This window comes from Acinetobacter sp. YH01006, from assembly GCF_013420445.1.
In the GTDB taxonomy this organism is placed as follows: Bacteria; Pseudomonadota; Gammaproteobacteria; order Pseudomonadales; family Moraxellaceae; genus Acinetobacter; species Acinetobacter pseudolwoffii.
This window is the reverse complement of record NZ_VOYB01000004.1, coordinates 1-16,943: the sequence shown is the minus strand read 5'-3', so window position 1 is coordinate 16,943 and position 16,943 is coordinate 1. Positions and strand designations below refer to the sequence as shown.

The window sequence follows — 16,943 nt, the reverse complement described above, 5'->3', positions numbered from 1 at the left end:
AGTTTATTATTTTTGTAGTGTAATCTATTTTATAAACGGGCAGGGCCGAATTAAAACACTGTAACCTAAATCCCTAATTAGATACGTTGACGTACCATTTCAAAGAAACAGATCGATCCTGCAATCGCAACATTTAAGGATTCCTGACCACCCGGCTGCGGAATACTGACAGCTTCTGCGTGTTGCATTGCATAATCAGAAACGCCTTGACCTTCATTGCCCAAGATCCATACGCAAGGTTTACCTAAATTTTTTGAGTACAGACTTTCGGCACGATGTGAGCTGGTGACGTATACAGGAATTTGAAATTGCTCAAGAATTTGTTCAAGTGCAATATTTTCAAAAGTTTGCAGCGTGAAGTGTGCGCCCATACCGGCACGTAATACTCGTGGTGACCAAAGTGATGCAGAACCTTTGGTGCAGACAATCTGTTCAATACCGGCTGCTGCTGCAGAGCGAAGCAGGGTACCAACATTACCCGGATCCTGTACATTTTCCAGAATTAAAGTGTCGGCTTTAAAATCCAGTGCATAATTTGCTGTCGGTAAAGTGACCACAGCTAAACAGGCTAAAGACGTTCCTAAGGTGCTTAAATCTTTGTATAAAGATTCGCTTAAAACAAAGACCATCCCTGTGTATTTTGCGAGAATTTTCTCGAAATCAGGATGCGAAAGTGCATGTTCAGTGGTAAAAATCGAATCAATTTTACGGTTTTCATGCAGCCAGGCGAGAGACAGATGCGTGCCTTCCAGCACAGTTTGCCCCTGTTTTTTACGATAGGTGTTTTGTTCAATCAAACCACGTAAGTGTTTAATTTTTGGATTGTCTTTTGAATCAAGAAAAAAAGTTGGCATGGGAGATATAATCCACGGTAGCCGATTCAATATCGGCTACCGCTATAAAAAATTAGTTATGATAGCTGGTCACAAGATCAACTTCGTTTTTAGAACCGATAATCACTGGCACACGTTGATGTAGATCAGTTGGTTCGATCTCCAGAATACGGACACGGCCTGTGGTGGATGCGCCGCCAGCCTGCTCCATGAGCATACTCATTGGGTTGGCTTCATACATTAAACGCAGACGACCAGCTTTAGCCGGATCTTTAAAGTCGTATGGATACATGAAGATACCGCTACGACAAAGAATACGGTGAATATCGCCCACCATACAGGCAACCCAGCGCATATTGAAATCTTTTTCACGAGGACCGGTTTTGCCTGCCAATAATTCATCGATATAACGTTGTACTGGTGCTTCCCAGTGGCGTTGATTCGAGGCATTGATCGCATATTCTTTGGTATCTGCAGCGACTTGAATCGCTTCAGAAGTTAGCAGGAATTCTTGAGTTTCCGGGTCAAAGGTAAAGAACACTACGCCTGCACCGACAGTCAATGCCATCATGGTCGATGGACCATACAGTACATAACCTGCAGCCACTTGATTGACACCGGCTTGCATAAAGTCTTCGGCCTGAGTCACGGCATTTTTCGCAGGAAGAATCGAGAAAATCGTACCCACACACATATTGATATCGATATTACTTGAACCATCGAGTGGGTCGAACAAGACCAGAAATTGACCATTTTCTTGTGCAGGGGTGAATTCATCCAGTTCTTCTGAGGCCAAACCACCGACATTCGGGTGTTGCTGTAAAGCATCAATCAGATAATCATTGGAAATGACATCCAGTTTCTTTTGCTCTTCGCCTTGAACATTTTCATGCTGTGCACTTCCCAATACACCCGCTAAAGCACCTTTTTGCAGCAACAGATCGATGTCCTTGCAAGTGTTTGCAATCGTTTCAATAACTTGTGCAAGTTCAGGTGTGAGATTCCCGCTTTGTTGCTGTAAAAACTGGGATAGGGTGCGGTATGACATAAGGGAAAACTCCAAGACTTAAATCGGGAAAAAATGATCAAAACGATATGCGGCTATATTTTAGATGAGAACGTACTAAAAGAAAAATCAAACTGGATTATTTGTATCGATTTTGCCCTTGCAACTCCTGTGGAAAGTGCTATGTTGAATGCAAGGGAAAATTGAGAATAGGAGCACAGATATGACAACATTAAAGTTTGATGCGACTCCAACGCCAAGTGAAGGCATTACTTTAGATGATATCTCTGAAGACAAGATGAAAGAAGCCTGGCGGGATTATGAAGCAAAACCAGAGTACAAACAATTCAATAAACACGACCTGATTGAATCGATGCAAGCAGTTGAACCAGGCCAGACCGTAGAATAAACAGATTTGTTCATTCAACCCAATAAAAAGCACTCAATCATGAGTGCTTTTTATTTGATACGCCAGCATTGAAAGTTATTTCAACAATGGTGGTACCGCTTCATAATTAATTTCAACACGGCGGTTTTCTTTCCAGGCATTTTCATCATGACCTGGATTGATTGGCATTTCCTTACCATAGCTGACGGCTTCTAATTGAGCAGCATTTACACCAGTGGTCACCAGGAAGCTTTCAACAGCTTTGGCACGACGCTCACCAAGCGCCATGTTGTATTCACGGGTACCACGTTCATCGGTGTGGCCGGTGAGTGCGACACGTGAGTTGGCATTGGCCATCAGGAACTGTGCATGTGCTTGTAGTGTACGAAGATCTTCATTGCTGAGTTCAGTACTGTCATAGTCAAAATGTACGACACGTTTTGCCAAGAAAGCCTTGTTTTCCGCAGTGACACCCTTTGCCGATGCACCCGCCATGTTTTGTGCATTTAATGCAGCATCTTCACTCAGACCTTGGGTATTTACTGTGGTTGAACCAGTGGTATCTAAACCACCCGTTTGAACTTCAGCGGCAGGTTTACGGCTCGCACAACCTGTCATGACGACAGCTGCTGCTAAAAGTGGTAAGGCAAATAATTTTACTTTGTTCATCTTCATCTCCATGAAGTTTGATTATGGGGTAAAAGGTTTATACAGATACCAATGTTATTTTGGTGCCCAAGCCGGTTCACGGACTTCGCCCGTTTCACTTGGCAAGTTCATACGGAAACGACCATCTAGTGACATGATCGACAGAAGTCCGCGCGCGCCTTCACGTGTGGCATACACCACCATCTGGCCATTTGGCGAGAAACTTGGTGATTCGTCTAGAGTTGTTGGCGTCAGAATATTATTTACACCAGAGCTGATATCCTGAACGGCAACCCGATAGTTACTGCCGCTTGGACGATGAACCAATGCAAGTTTTTTGCCATCTGCGCTCAGCGTACCACGTGCATTAAATGCACCACGGAAGGTCAGACGTTTATTGCTACTTGAAGCGAGATCATGGCGATAAATCTGTGGAGATCCACCACGATCAGAAGTAAAGATAAAGGATTTTCCATCTGAAGCATAACGTGCTTCGGTATCGATCGCACTGTCATTGGTCATACGTTGTAATTGACGTGTTTCCAGATTCATCTGATAGATTTCCGGATTGCCATGCATGGATGCAGTAAACAGCATGCTCTTGCCATCTGGAGAGAAACTTGGTGCGCCATTTAAGCCACGGAAACTGGCCAGTTTTTCGCGTTGTCCTGTGGCCAGATCCTGTACATAAATTGCCGGACGTTTGGTTTCAAACGAGACATAAGCAATTTTTTTGGCATCCGGTGTCCAGGCTGGAGAAAGAATCGGATCACGCGAAGTCAAAATTGTTTTTGGCTGTTCGCCATCGGTATCAGCAATTTGCAAGGTATAACGTTGTTCTGGTGTTGCTGGATTACGCAGTACATAAGCAATACGTCCAGTAAAATCACCTGGAATGCCAGTTAATGCCTGATAGATGGCATCACTGATCATATGCGCTGCCTGACGGGTACGTGAGGCTGGAACAGTTAGTAATTCATTTAATAGATATTGTTTTTTTTCGATATCGTATAACTGATACTGGATTTCAAAAGAACCATCCGCTGTGGTTTTTGATGAACCGGTCACGACATAGGGAACGCCAGCGGATGCCCAAGCTTCTGCATTCGGGTTATTTAATGTGGCAGTCGCAGGCAGGTTTTTTGAAGCACTGGTAAATCTGCCTGAACGATTCAAGTCATTTTCAACAATAGGATAGATGCTCTGATCCTGACTGAATGGCACAATGGCGATTTTAGGTGCTGCCTCAGGTGCCTTGGTAATTTCCAGATGCAACTGGGCATAGGACTGAGTTGCCAATACAGGACTTAAAGCGCCAATGATTGCGAGGCAGAGTAGGTGTTTGCGAGTCTTTTCCATCATTCGTTATTTACTCAAATCAACGGATTTATTGTATAGGTAGCTTGGGCTACATCATCGCATGGATTTAATAGAATAAAACCAGGATTTTATGACCAAACTGTTATGACACTGTGAAAAATGAATATTATTTAATCATATTAAAGTGAAGTTTAGCTGAAAAAATCAAAGCCATCACCTCAATAATGTGTGATGGCTTGGTTTTTATTGTGCAGTAAAGGTTGATGTAAAACTTCGTGCTTCTCGGCGTGCATCTGGATCTGAAGGCATCGGATAAGGCGCAGCAGCCCGCACCGCAGCTTCGACACTGGCTTTCATGTCTGCATCACTTGAGTTCACGATGACAGAAACCACACCCCCATTATCATTCAAGGTTACTCGTGCATTTGCAGTTTTACCGGATGAACCTACTGGGGTATCCCAAGCGCGTTTAATTTTATTGGTAAAATCGCGTTTTGCAGTAGACGCAATCCGTTTTGATTCCGCTTTTTTCTGAGCAGCTTCTTCAGCGGCCTGTTTGGCTGCTGAAGCCTTGGCATCTGCCTCAGCTTTGGCTTTTGCATCGGCATCTGCCTTACGTTTTGCATCCGCGTCTGCTTTTGCCTTTGCAGCAGCATCGTTTTTGGCTTTTGCATCGGCATCCGCCTTACGTTTTGCATCCGCCTCAGCTTTTGCTTTAGCTGTCGCCTCAGCTTTTGCCTTTGCAGCAGCATCGTTTTTGGCTTTTGCATCGGCATCCGCCTTACGTTTTGCATCCGCCTCAGCTTTTGCTTTAGCTGTCGCCTCAGCTTTGGCTTTTGCATCCGCATCAGCTTTACGTTTCGCCTCCGCATCTGCCTTACGTTTTGCATCCGCCTCAGTTTTTGCTTTAGCTGCCGCCTCAGCTTTGGCTTTTGCATCGGTATCAGCTTTACGTTTCGCATCTGCCTCTGCTTTGGCTTTCGCAGCGTCATCGGCTTTTTGTTTGGCGGCCAAATCCGCTTTTTTCTGAGCATCTAATTTGGCTTTCTGTGCAGCATCCGCTTTACGCTGTGCATTTGCTTCAGCCTGACGAGCAGCTTCGGCATTTGCCTTGGATTTTTGTGCTGCCTCCGCTTTTGCTCTGGCTGCTGCGTATTTCGCCTGTTCGGCAGCTTCGGCACGTTTCGCTGCTTCAGCAGCTTGTTGTACAGCCTTGGCTTGCGCTACCTCTTTGAGTTCCTGCTGGGCTTTTTGTGTATCCACTTTCGGTGCAGGCGGAGCAGCAGGTGTGGCAGGCGCCGCTGTCGGAATGACTGGCGCAGGCTCAGGAATAGGTTCAGCTGTTTGAGTAATTTCTTCTGCGACATTTTCATGTGCAGTTTCCTCAAACGGCGTTTCTTCTCGGGTGACCGGTTTGAGGTCCTCAGGTTTGATCAGGACCGTTTTAATCTGCTTCGGCGGTTCAGGTGGTTTACTCATGCCAAGATAAAGTAAACCCACCAAAGCCACGGCATGGATTCCTAAGGTGAATCCAATCGCGATGGCTTTTTTCTGAAATGGTGGCTTTTTATAATCTTTCATACATTATTCTAATGGCTGGGTCAGTAAACCGACCTGAGATAAACCGGCATCCTGCAGGCTGGACATCAAGGCCATGACATCGCCATAAGGACGGGTATTGTGGCCATTGATCACGACATTCAGCACTTTATTGTCATTTTGTGCCTGTGTTTGCGCTTCAACAAGGGCAGCAGTCAATTCATCCAGCGTGACTGGGCCAGTGGCCTGATTTTTATGTTCTAAATAATATGAACCATCTTCTTTCAGGGTGACAATGGTCGGTGCATCTTTAGATTCAATCGGTAGCCCATTGGCCTGAGGTAGGTCGACCTTGATGCCACTGGTGATCATGGGTGCAGTGACCATAAAGATCACCAGAAGCACCAGCATCACATCAATATAAGGTACGACATTCATGTCACTTTTCAGTGGCTTTTTAATACGCTGAAAGCGTCCTGAACCTTGAATCGCCATTAGTCTTTGTCCTGAGTTATGCCCACGGACTGACGTTGTAGCAGTGCCACCATTTCTTCGGCAAACAGGGCACGATCAGAGTAAACGGTTTCACCTTTGGCCGTGAAATGGTTAAAGGCCAACACCGCTGGAATAGCTGCGAACAGGCCAATGGCAGTTGCAATCAGGGCTTCAGCAATACCAGGTGCAACCGTCGCCAGCGTCACCTGATCGACATCTGCCAGGCCAATAAAAGCGTTCATGATGCCCCAGACGGTACCGAACAGACCAACATAAGGTGCAACCGAACCAATACTGGCCAAAGCACCGAGTCCTTGCTCCAGATGACCTTGATCACGGCTCAGGCCGACACGCAGAATACGCTCTGTTCCTTCAATGGATTGGGCAGTCGGTGCATGGCGTTTTTTCAGTTTCAGGAACTCACCCAGACCCTGATAGAAAATATCTTCAAGGCCAGTGCGTTTAGAATTGAGCTGGGCATTGTTATACAGGGTATTCAGTTCAGCGCCAGACCAGAAGATTTTCTGGAAATGTTCATCATCGGCCTGGGCTTTTTTATAACTCATATAGAGTCTGGCAATCAGATACCAGCTATATATTGAGGCTAACAGAAGAGAAAGCATCACCAGTTGTACGACAGGGCTTGCTTGTAAAATAAGATCTGAAACTTGAAGAGATGATTCTAACTGAGTCGCCATAGTTGTTACGTGTGCCAATAAATTTTTTAGTCTTGTTCCAATTCTTTTTGAATTAGTTCGCGTATTTCATCCGGGAGTCGACGTGGTCGCATCTCTGCACTGATACATGCCAACTCAACCTCACCCGATGCAAGCATGATTTCACCACGATAAATATTTTGTTGCAATACAAATGATGAAGCTTTACATGAAATCACACGTGCAGTAACAGTAATTAAATCATCCATCAGGATGGGGCGCATATATTTGACATTAATTTTGTGTACCACAAAATTATATTCTGCCTGTTGCCAGTAATGACTGACTCCGGCAGCACGCAGCCATTCGGTACGGGTACGTTCCATATAGCGAATGTGGTTAGCATGGTAGACAATACCACCTAGATCAGTATCTTCAATATATACGCGGATATTGAATTCAAAATGATTCGCCATAGTTTTGTTCCATGCAGATGTTCGAAATTTTTGCTTGTTTTTTGGAGAGAGGAAAATCCTTGAATTTGCCGGATTCCTGTCCAAAGTCAAGCAATTTAGCGGGACAAAGTTTAGCATTTTGAGTTTTGAGACCAATGGCACAAGATGTCAAATCTGGCTAGAAATAGTCAAGAGGAAGCGCAGAGCACCTGATAGCTCATTTATAAAACAGCAGAAGATGATGAAATGCGCGAGCTCATCAACTCGCGCATTTTTATAGCAGGCAATTAACCTTTATTGTTCTGTTTCCAGTTGGCCTGAACCTGTTCAGCCACTTTTGGATAATCCAGAATAAAGCGCACATGACTTTCGACACCGGTTTTTAAGGTCGCATCATCGACAATAAAGTTCGGATTATGGTTTGGCGCGGCTTTAGCCGGATCTTGATCGGCCGGCGTGGCACCGACAAAGACAAACAGGGATGGCATGAGCTGGCCATAGTAAGCAAAGTCTTCACTCGCACTGGCATTATTATCCAAGACATGCAATTTATCTTCACCATGGACTTTGGCCAGGGTCGGTTGCATCAGCTTGGTCAAAGTTTTGTCATTGGTGGTGACCGGGGCATAAGGCGCAATTTCGACTTTCACCTTGACATCGTTGGCTGCTGCATTGTGTTCTAGCATCTTCGGTAAGTCTTTTAAAATGCCTTGACGAACGTCTTCACTATTGGAGCGAATAGTCCCGACCATATTGACCTGATCTGGAATCACGTTACCGGTGGTACCACCCTGAATGCTACCAATACTGACCACGCCCATTCCTTTGGTCAGATCCGCTTTACGGCTGATCAAACTTTGCAGATTGGTGACCATCTGGGCAGAGGCATAAATTGGATCTTTTCCTGCCCAAGGCATCGAACCATGAACCTGACTTCCATTGACCTGGATGCGTAAATGATCGGCACTGTTTAAAATGGCACCATCTTTGTAGAAGATATTGCCACTTGGCATACCGGCCATGACATGCATACCGAAAATGACTTCAGGTTTTGGATTTTTCAGAGCGCCGTCCGCAATCATTTTACGCGAACCAATCTGATCGCCTTGGGTAAAGTTATCAATATCTGCACCACCTTCTTCGGCTGGCTGGAACACAAATACCACCGTTCCTGCAATTTTATCTTTGTTGGCGGCCAGAACTTTGGCTGCACCCAGTAACATGGCGGTATGCGCATCATGACCACAGGCATGCATCACATAAGACTCTTTGCCCTGATAAATGGCTTTTTGTTTGCTGGCGAATGATACCGGTGCAGTTTCCTTAATTGGTAATGCATCCATATCTGCACGCAATGCCATGACCGGGCCGGGTTTACCACCTTTTAATACACCGATCACACCCGTTTTGGCATAACCTTTTCGTACTTCAATCCCATAGGATTTTAATTCTTTTTGAACCAGTTCCGAGGTTTTAAATTCCATATTCCCCAGCTCAGGATATTGATGAATATGCTGGCGTAATTTTATGGTGTGCGCTTCAGCCGTTTGTACAGAATCATCAATCCAGTCGGCCAGACTGAGTTGGCTACAGAAAAGAAGAGGAAGACAAAGGGAAATCTGCTTATACATATTCATACTTGGGGAGAACCTTAAGAAATTGAAATGGTTAAAGTGATTCTCTAGGATTGCATATTGATTTAAATTTGACCAAAACTCTCTAAGTATTATGATAATACCTTTAAGGTATATTGCTTGTTAGACCTTGTTCTAAAAGAGCTTTATGAATGCTTTTACATTGTAAAATTATGTACCCTTATTTATTTTCTATATGTTAAAGGTATCAAAATTATCAATAAGACAAAATAAAAACAAATATCAAAAATAGATCAGGACAAGATTCCGCGACAATCATTAACGCAACCTTTGGGCGAAAATGATGAGTTCTAGATTACTCCAGGTTTAGATGAAGACCTTGATGAAGCCATGCGTAAGTCTACGCGTGAAGCAATCCGTTTTTTGGTCAATGAATACTGAATTTCAGAAGAAATTGCTTATACATACTTAAGTGTTGCAACGGATTTTGAAGTATCGCAAGTGGTAGATAAAACCAAAGGTATTCACGCGATGATTCGTAAAGCGGACTTTTAGGAGTTTAAGAAAAAAGAGAAGTAATTTTTTTATTTAGTTTTTTGTTTTGTGCTTTTGCCAACTGATTTAGACATGTCAGTTGGCTTTTTCTTTTTGTAATGGTTTGAAAATTTTTAGAATATCAATAATAAAAATTTATTGAAATGAAATGGGGAAATTGTGGCAGAGCAGAATAATAATGCAGTGATGATTCAATTGCCATGGACAGTGCCACAGCAACCTTTTGATCAAACGGCAAGTGTTGTAGAGAATCCAAATAGAAAGATGGAGCTTGATCTCAATCATTCGACAGATACGACAGCAATTTCACCATTTACTTTATCTGTCATTATTGCGCTTATTTTAGGTAGTTTCGCAACTTGGCTTGCTTATTGGTATGGACGTAAGAGTTTTCAACTCACAGAACTATCTTTTAAAGTAGTAAGTGAAGATATTAAAGAAGCAGCAGAATCTCATAGAAATATGACTAAACAACTTATAGAAAGTCAAGAAAATTTAAAAAGAGTTGAATTACAAGAAGAATTTTATAGAGGTTGGAAACTTAAGTTAATAGACGATCTTGCTGTATTGAAACCATTAGTGCATAAATACATTACATTGTTAGGCTCTGTAGCTTTAGTACTAAATGATGTGAAAGACTGGTTCAAAAATAATGAATACGAAGATATGCGTTCAGAATTAAAGAGTTTAGAAGATGATATATTCCCTTTAATAGCTCGTATTAGTACTCATTTAAAAATGTTAGTAGAGGAAGATCATGAATTAGTATCTGAATGGGACGAATTTGAGCGTTATCTCACTCAGCTACAAATCATGTGTATTACCGCGGTAATTGATAAAGAAGGTATTGCTGATAGTTTCAAAGCTCTAAACATTGTAGTAGATTCTCTTATTCAAAATTTGAAATCTATATTCAATAAAAAAGCAGCCTAAGCTGCTTTTTGAATCACTTTTCTTTTGGCTCAGGTGGTGTCAATCCAAACTGTAAATAGGCCATATTGGTGGCAATACGGCCACGTGCAGTACGCATCACATAACCTTGCTGAATCAAATATGGTTCAATCACATCTTCCAGCGTACCAGAATCTTCTGCCATGGCAGCAGCCAACGCTTCAACACCAGCAGGGCCACCATCAAAACGTTCTAATAACATCGATAGATAACGGCGGTCTAAAGTATCTAAACCATCTTTATCGACTTTGAGCATGTCCAAAGCACGTTGCGCCATATCCTGATTAATTTCACCAGTGCCTTTGACCTGAGCATAGTCACGTACACGACGCAATAAGCGGTTGGCAATACGCGGTGTACCCCGTGAGCGACGGGCAATTTCTTTTGCGCCATCACCGGTCATGGGTACATCCATCAGGTTGGCTGAACGTTTGACAATGTGGGTCAAATCTTCAACTGAATAAAATTCTAAACGCTGTACGATGCCGAAACGGTCACGCAAAGGAGAGGTAAGCAGACCTGCACGTGTGGTTGCTGCAACCAGGGTAAAGGGTGGCAAATCCAGTTTGATTGATCGTGCAGCAGGCCCTTCGCCAATCATGATGTCGAGCTGGTAGTCTTCCATCGCTGGATAGAGAATTTCCTCAATCACCGGTGAAAGACGGTGGATCTCATCAATGAACAGGACATCACCTTCTTCCAGATTGGTCAGCATGGCGGCCAAATCACCGGCACGTTCTAGCACCGGACCTGAAGTCGACTTAAGATTACCGCCCATTTCGCGGGCAATAATATTCGCCAGCGTGGTTTTACCCAGGCCGGGCGGGCCAAAAATCAATGTATGATCCAGCGCTTCTTCACGGCCACGGGCGGCACCAATAAAGATTTCCATTTGCTCTCGAACCACAGGCTGACCAATATAGTCATCGAGTGAGGTTGGACGGATGGCACGATCAAAATGATCTTCTGGTTTTTCAGAACCACTGATGAGACGGTCTTGCATATCTTTTGAGTTAATCTCTATGGTTTATTTGAGGTGAATAAAGTCATAGCCTCAAAATGCTTTAACAATTCGTATGCCATTGTGCAGGCATGCTCTTACTTTTGACAGGGCAAAAGTAACAAAACCCTTTGCAAAAATAATGGCACATCCTATGCCATATTTCTGCGGCAGCATCCATGCTGCCTTCTCATCTTCATTTTGCAGCGAATATTTAAATCAGTATTAACGATTCATCGATTTTAATGCGGCACGAATAATGTCGCTGGCTTCAGTGTAATCTGCTTTAACCGCATTAATCAGTTTTTGCGCTTCAGCAGGTTTATAACCCAAAGACTGTAATGCAGCTTCTGCTTCAGCCACGGCTGAATTGCCCATAAACTGAATCTGTGGTGCAGTTGAATTGCTTGGCGCAGCACCTGAAGCCATGGCTTTAAAACGGTCACGTAATTCAATCATTAAACGTTCAGCGGTTTTTTTACCGACACCGGGAACTTTGACCAAGGTATTCACATCTTCATTTTCAACGGTATGAATCAGCATTTCCACACTTAAAGTCGAAAGAATACCCAAGGCCATTTTGGGACCCACGCCGTTGACTTTGAGTAAGGTGCGGAAAATGGTTTTTTCCTGAGCATTGATAAAGCCATACAGCAACTGTGCATCTTCACGCACGGCCAGATGGGTCCAGAGTGTGACTTGTTGTCCTTTTTGCAGCTGGCAGAAAGTCGTCAGCGGCGTATCAATTTCATAACCGACGCCATTTACATTTAACAGTACGGTCGGTGCTTCTAAAGCCAGTACTTCACCAATCAGACATCCAATCATCTTTTATCATCACTAAATTCAGTTTTGCTGCATAGTAGTCAGCATTTTCCGGAAAGGCAAAATCTGCCGCTGTAAAATAGATGATTTTATTACAATCATCCTCCTATACAGCAGAATATTTTATAACAATCCGGCTTTATTGCCTTGTAATTCCTGCGACAGGTTATAAGCCTGATGATCAGAAAATTTCGAAACAATATCCAGCACCTGCATGATATTGTCATAATGGCTGGCGCTAAAATTCGCCCCTGAACGTTGCAGAATCGACATCAAGCGCTGTTCTTTAAAACTCAGGTTTTTATGCGGCGTTGTTAAGGGAATAAAGGCATCCAGAATATTTTGCAAACATTGATGCGCGATAATTTCCAGTCCTGCTTTTTGCGGATGCTCAAAAATTTTATCCCGTGCCAGTTCTTTGGCGCGATTAATCCCGATTTCAATGTCCGCAGTACAATATTGCAATAAAGTACCTTGTAACTGACCCGATAAAATCTGGTCATGATGACGGGCAAAAGCCGTTGTCACTTCATCGACCAGACGTTTCATGACCCGACCACGCAAGGCGGCAATTTTTTGCTGCCAGGTGGTATTGCTCATGGCGATTTCAGAAGGAATACCATAATCACCGAGCAGATTTAAAAAGACCGGCTCAACTTCGTCATAACTGAGCATATTCAGGCTAATACCATCTTCAAGGTCAATCAGGGCATAACAGATATCATCAGCCGCTTCGAGCAGATAGGTCAGTGGATGACGGCAGTAATGATATTCAGCTAACTGAATCAGTCCGAGTTGTTCTGCAATCTGCTTTAAAATCTCTTTCTCGGCCTGATAGCAGCCAAACTTGGCCCGATTGCTGGCAGGTAAATCGACTTGAGATGCCATGGTTTTTGACAGCCACGGATATTTTAAATAAGCCCCTAACGTGGCATAAGTCAAACGCATGCCGCCATCATTGGGATGGTAATCGATTTTGGTCAACAGGCGCAGACCTTGGGCATTGCCTTCAAACTGACGTACATCGGCTTCTTGTTCAGGACTGAGATCTTTTAAAAAATCGGTATGCGATGCATCGTCGAACCATTCTCGAATGGCGTATTCACCGGCATGGCCAAAAGGGGGGTTGCCAATATCATGTGCCAGACAGGCAGCCTGAATAATAGCACCGACATCGGCCGGGGAAATCCAGGGCGGTAACTGATCTTTTATTTTCTCTGCGGCCAGCATCCCGAGTGAACGCCCAATACAGGACACTTCAAGTGAATGTGTGAGTCGTGTATGAATACCATCGTGCTGGGTTAAAGGGTGAACCTGAGTTTTACGGTTCAGCTGGCGGAAACTTTGTGAAAAAATAATACGGTCATAATCTTTGTGGAACGGGCTACGTGCCAGTTCAGTACTTTGCTTTTTACTACCAATCCGAACTGTCGAAAGCAGCTCTAACCAACGCATTTGAGTCATTTATCATTATTCAATTCTTTGCTAAGTGCATCATGCCAAAAAAGTAGCAACAGCACTAGAGTGCTGCGACATGAATTGTCGGAACAAACAAAACCCTGTGGAAATTTCAGCTGAACAATCGCTATAAAAAAACAGGTCATATTGACCTGTTTTTATCTCATGATAGAAGTGGACTAAAGCAAATCTTCACCACTGATCTTGGCTTCCTGGATGTCTTTATAGACCCCCATGCAAATGACGAACAAAATCATCGTCGCCACCAATGGCCAAAAAAGTACATATAGGGTCATAAATTGACTACTCATCTGAAATCTCCTTATTTACTTTTCTCAGATACCTGGTGAAATTCAATCACCATCTTATTGATTTGTTTAAAATCAAATCGTTCTTTGCTATTCATTAAAGTCAGTACGGTACAGACAATGGCGCTGCTGCCGTAGGCGGTCAGGGAACTCAATAGCGTGCCATAATCACGCAGGAAGCCGATGGTCCATGGAAGGAAGCCGATACTGGCCAGAATACCGACCACCAGGCCGACTTTCTTGCCAAAGAAGCCAAAGCTCATCAGACCCAGTACCACACCAATACCGATGGTGGCCATAAGCTCAAAACTGAGTGCGATCAGACCCTGAATTGGCAGCCATTCAAATCGAACCACCAGAAAGCTTAAAAATGCGATACCGACAGACCAGTTAAAGGCACGGGCATTGACCTTGTCCCAGTACAGGCTGGCAATCACCGGGAATACGATGGCACCCCAGAGTGCACCGACGAAAATCAGCATCGCTAGAATGTCGAATTTAAGCGTGGCAATTAAAATACCGAGCATGGTGGCTACAATCATGGTCATCCGGCCAATAAACAGCATTTTCTTCGGATCAGGACGATTTTTAGCAATCTGTTTGCCATAAATATCGGTCATTACGATGGCAGACAGGGCAGATAAATCCGAATCCGCCGTTGACGAAAGCGCGCCAATCACCATGACAAAGAGTAAGGCCACCATAAATGGAGACAGATACGTTGCTGCCATTTGTGGAATCAGGTTGTTCAGGTTGCCATCAATCGGCTGAATCCCGGCAAATAGTGCCAATAATCCGAGCATTCCCAAACCGACGACAATCGCGGCATAACCGATGGTTGCAGTAATGAAGCTGGGTTTGATCAAGTCTTTACGCACTGCAAACAGGCGTTGGGCGATGGTCTGGTTACCAATTGCATAAGCCAGTACCGCCACAAAAAATGGTGCACCCTGTTCTAAAAATGCGGTTTTCGAAAAGAAATCCAGTTGTTCCGGTTGCAGATTATGCATGCCGGTCTGGAACAGTGAGGGGCCGCCCAGGGTGAAAAATAGCGTCGGAATAATGATCACTGCCGCCACAATCATGGCGACCAGTTGACCAAAGTCGGTAAATACCGAGGAGCGGAAACCTGACCATAAAGTATAGGACAGGACGCCAATTCCGGTAATCAAGACCCCATGGATAAAGCTGAGGGGAGACAGAATTTCAACCAGCGCACCTGCTGCGGTAAAGTTTACCATCAGACTGATCACGCTTCCGACAATATTGGAGCCTGCCAGAATCATCTGGCTCTGGTTGCCATGCCGTGCATGCATGATTTCTGCCAAAGTGTGTGCATTGGGTGCCAGGTCGCGGAAACGTTTGCCGAATGGGTAGATAAATAAAATCATCAGTGCACCCCACAAACCATAGTGTAAGGCACCGGAAACACCGTATTTATATCCGGACGAAGCTGCTGCATAAAATGAAGCGGCCCAGATCCAGGTGGCGGTCATACTGGCCGCAGACATTCCAAATCCGATGGAGCCATTCGAGACCATATATCCATCGACATTTTCATTTTTTTGCTTAATGCGTAACGACAATAGAAAGGTGATGCCATAGAAAAGCACCATCAATAGTACAGTTGCTGTACTAGTGAATTGAAACATACATACTCCTTAAGCGGGTCACCTTTTGTTTTTGAAAATTAAATCATTGGCAACAGATTAAGGCTCTAGATTAGACAGAGCAGTGAAGCTACAGAAAATAAAAAAACCAGCGTCTGAATATCAATTGGATATTCATATCTGCAGCAGAAAAGAGGATGATTCATGCGTCCTGAATGTGGACATTTCCTCAGCAATTGGCGTAGAGGTTAACATAAAATCATCAAATTTACTGATGAAGTCATTAATTATGTAGATTCTTTGCTGATATAAGGCTATTTTTGATTTCAACATCTTATAAAATGTAGATCTGTTGGTTATATATTTTTATAGGAATTACAGGTATTTATTGCATGGTTTTTTATTAGAATAAAGATGGATGTCAGTCAGAAAATGAAAAAGTAACAAAATTTTAATATTTCTTATTTTCTTCATTATGAGTAGTGATTTTTTTCATAATAGCCTAAAAAACTTTCATTAATTCATGTCTGATGATGCTTATATATTCTGAATTTTTGCATAAGAATAGAGGCCGAGAATCAGTTTGAATTTAAGCTTTATATTTTCAATTGATTAGCATGTAATTTCGCTCTTTTTAGCGAAGAATTTAAGAAATATTTGAATCAATATTTTTGGTTAATATATCGGTGAAAACAGACTTAATATCCTGGAAATCCATTTACTAAAGTAGATCTATTGATTTTAATTCTCACTCTTTATTAGAAACTATGGTGGGGTCTTATATGTGAGATTTAGGTATCTTTGAATAGAGTTCATATATTAAGATGAGTGATCGGAGTAATCTGGGCTACCGGATATTACTGGAAGTCGATTGAAGCAGGCGATATAGTTTGCTCATACAGACAGGCTCGAAAAGGGAGAACAGCGGGGCAGAGTCTTAAATCCTGCAATGGAGCCCGGAATGGGGATAGCTGGATACAAAATTATTTCAGTAGTGCAACTCGCCGACAGAGAGATGAGCTAAAAAATGAACTCGACTGTTTCAGTCTATCTGTAAGTGAAAGAGGACTCCACCCGACAGTCAGGGTGGAGGTGAATTTCACAGATTTTAACCTTGTTGGTTTTGAATGTATTTCTTAATAATATCTAAGGGCGCACCACCGCACGACCCTGAAAAATAAGATCGTGACCATAAAACAGGTTTTGCATAACTACCACGTAAATCTAAAAATTCATTCCGCATTCTTCTGCTTGTTACCGATTTTAAATTATTCACCAACTTACTAAGCTGAACAGTTGGT

Annotated in this window: 17 protein-coding genes and 1 pseudogene; 3 read left to right on the top strand and 15 right to left on the bottom strand. The window is 43.3% G+C overall.

The genetic code is table 11. The annotated features are described in order from the left end of the window. Positions 1-77: 77 nt before the first annotated feature. Together FTT73_RS04650 and FTT73_RS04645 are read right to left on the bottom strand one after the other, a co-directional pair. Complete coding sequence (locus tag FTT73_RS04650; protein WP_180191092.1) at positions 78-854, bottom strand: RNA methyltransferase; 777 nt, start codon at positions 852-854, stop codon at positions 78-80. Positions 855-906: 52 nt separating this feature from the next. Further along, positions 907-1,881: a class 1 fructose-bisphosphatase gene (locus tag FTT73_RS04645; protein ID WP_005097611.1), complete on the bottom strand. Its 975-nt coding sequence runs from the start codon at positions 1,879-1,881 to the stop codon at positions 907-909. 181 nt (positions 1,882-2,062) lie between these two features. Here FTT73_RS04645 and FTT73_RS04640 point away from each other — a divergent pair, with 181 nt between their 5' ends. Continuing rightward, positions 2,063-2,248 (top strand): NF038105 family protein, encoded by a 186-nt coding sequence (locus tag FTT73_RS04640; protein ID WP_005097610.1) that lies wholly within the window; start codon positions 2,063-2,065, stop codon positions 2,246-2,248. A gap of 75 nt (positions 2,249-2,323) precedes the next feature. Here FTT73_RS04640 and pal read toward each other — a convergent pair whose 3' ends face one another. The 7 genes from pal to FTT73_RS04605 all read right to left on the bottom strand — a co-directional run bounded on the left by pal (position 2,324) and on the right by FTT73_RS04605 (position 8,971). Then, on the bottom strand, positions 2,324-2,896 hold the full coding sequence (pal, locus tag FTT73_RS04635) for a peptidoglycan-associated lipoprotein Pal (RefSeq protein ID WP_180191091.1): 573 nt from the start codon (positions 2,894-2,896) through the stop codon (positions 2,324-2,326). A gap of 54 nt (positions 2,897-2,950) precedes the next feature. Beyond that, positions 2,951-4,234, bottom strand: a complete 1,284-nt coding sequence (tolB, locus tag FTT73_RS04630; RefSeq protein ID WP_180191143.1) for a Tol-Pal system beta propeller repeat protein TolB — start codon at positions 4,232-4,234, stop codon at positions 2,951-2,953. Positions 4,235-4,438: 204 nt separating this feature from the next. Beyond that, a complete protein-coding gene (gene tolA, locus FTT73_RS04625) occupies positions 4,439-5,776 on the bottom strand; it encodes a cell envelope integrity protein TolA (RefSeq protein WP_180191090.1) in 1,338 nt (445 codons plus the stop codon). Between the two features lie 3 nt (positions 5,777-5,779). Then, positions 5,780-6,229: a protein TolR gene (gene tolR, locus FTT73_RS04620; protein ID WP_005170046.1), complete on the bottom strand. Its 450-nt coding sequence runs from the start codon at positions 6,227-6,229 to the stop codon at positions 5,780-5,782. After that, positions 6,229-6,927 (bottom strand): protein TolQ, encoded by a 699-nt coding sequence (gene tolQ / locus FTT73_RS04615; RefSeq protein WP_004279111.1) that lies wholly within the window; start codon positions 6,925-6,927, stop codon positions 6,229-6,231. Before tolQ ends, tolR begins: the two co-directional genes overlap by 1 nt. Before the next feature lie 26 nt (positions 6,928-6,953). After that, positions 6,954-7,361 carry a tol-pal system-associated acyl-CoA thioesterase gene (ybgC, locus tag FTT73_RS04610; protein ID WP_004731733.1) on the bottom strand — a complete coding sequence of 136 codons (408 nt, stop codon included), beginning with the start codon at positions 7,359-7,361 and terminating at the stop codon, positions 6,954-6,956. A gap of 266 nt (positions 7,362-7,627) precedes the next feature. Continuing rightward, a complete protein-coding gene (locus FTT73_RS04605; protein WP_167381270.1) occupies positions 7,628-8,971 on the bottom strand; it encodes an amidohydrolase in 1,344 nt (447 codons plus the stop codon). A 249-nt stretch (positions 8,972-9,220) separates the two neighbouring features. Here FTT73_RS04605 and FTT73_RS04600 point away from each other — a divergent pair. Both FTT73_RS04600 and FTT73_RS04595 read left to right on the top strand, forming a co-directional pair. Continuing rightward, positions 9,221-9,490 (top strand): annotated as a pseudogene (locus FTT73_RS04600) (acetamidase); the annotation flags it as partial. A gap of 159 nt (positions 9,491-9,649) precedes the next feature. Further along, entirely contained in the window at positions 9,650-10,423 is a 774-nt protein-coding gene (locus tag FTT73_RS04595; RefSeq protein WP_180191089.1) for a hypothetical protein, read from the top strand. Between the two features lie 13 nt (positions 10,424-10,436). Here the strand turns inward: FTT73_RS04595 and ruvB are convergent, their stop codons facing one another. From ruvB to tnpA, 6 genes are all read right to left on the bottom strand, one after another. Then, a complete protein-coding gene (gene ruvB / locus FTT73_RS04590) occupies positions 10,437-11,444 on the bottom strand; it encodes a Holliday junction branch migration DNA helicase RuvB (RefSeq protein WP_005097600.1) in 1,008 nt (335 codons plus the stop codon). A 222-nt stretch (positions 11,445-11,666) separates the two neighbouring features. Beyond that, the gene (ruvA, locus tag FTT73_RS04585) at positions 11,667-12,269 is read right to left on the bottom strand and encodes a Holliday junction branch migration protein RuvA (RefSeq protein WP_005097599.1); all 603 of its coding nucleotides are present in this window, start codon (positions 12,267-12,269) and stop codon (positions 11,667-11,669) included. A 120-nt stretch (positions 12,270-12,389) separates the two neighbouring features. Then, on the bottom strand, positions 12,390-13,730 hold the full coding sequence (locus FTT73_RS04580) for a deoxyguanosinetriphosphate triphosphohydrolase (RefSeq protein ID WP_005097598.1): 1,341 nt from the start codon (positions 13,728-13,730) through the stop codon (positions 12,390-12,392). A gap of 173 nt (positions 13,731-13,903) precedes the next feature. Further along, positions 13,904-14,035 carry a putative transporter small subunit gene (locus tag FTT73_RS16175; RefSeq protein ID WP_005097597.1) on the bottom strand — a complete coding sequence of 44 codons (132 nt, stop codon included), beginning with the start codon at positions 14,033-14,035 and terminating at the stop codon, positions 13,904-13,906. Positions 14,036-14,046: 11 nt separating this feature from the next. Further along, positions 14,047-15,684: a hypothetical protein gene (locus FTT73_RS04575; protein WP_005170049.1), complete on the bottom strand. Its 1,638-nt coding sequence runs from the start codon at positions 15,682-15,684 to the stop codon at positions 14,047-14,049. A 1,066-nt stretch (positions 15,685-16,750) separates the two neighbouring features. Continuing rightward, a partial coding sequence (tnpA, locus tag FTT73_RS04570; protein ID WP_180191088.1) for an IS200/IS605 family transposase occupies positions 16,751-16,943 on the bottom strand: 193 nt, incomplete at its 5' end.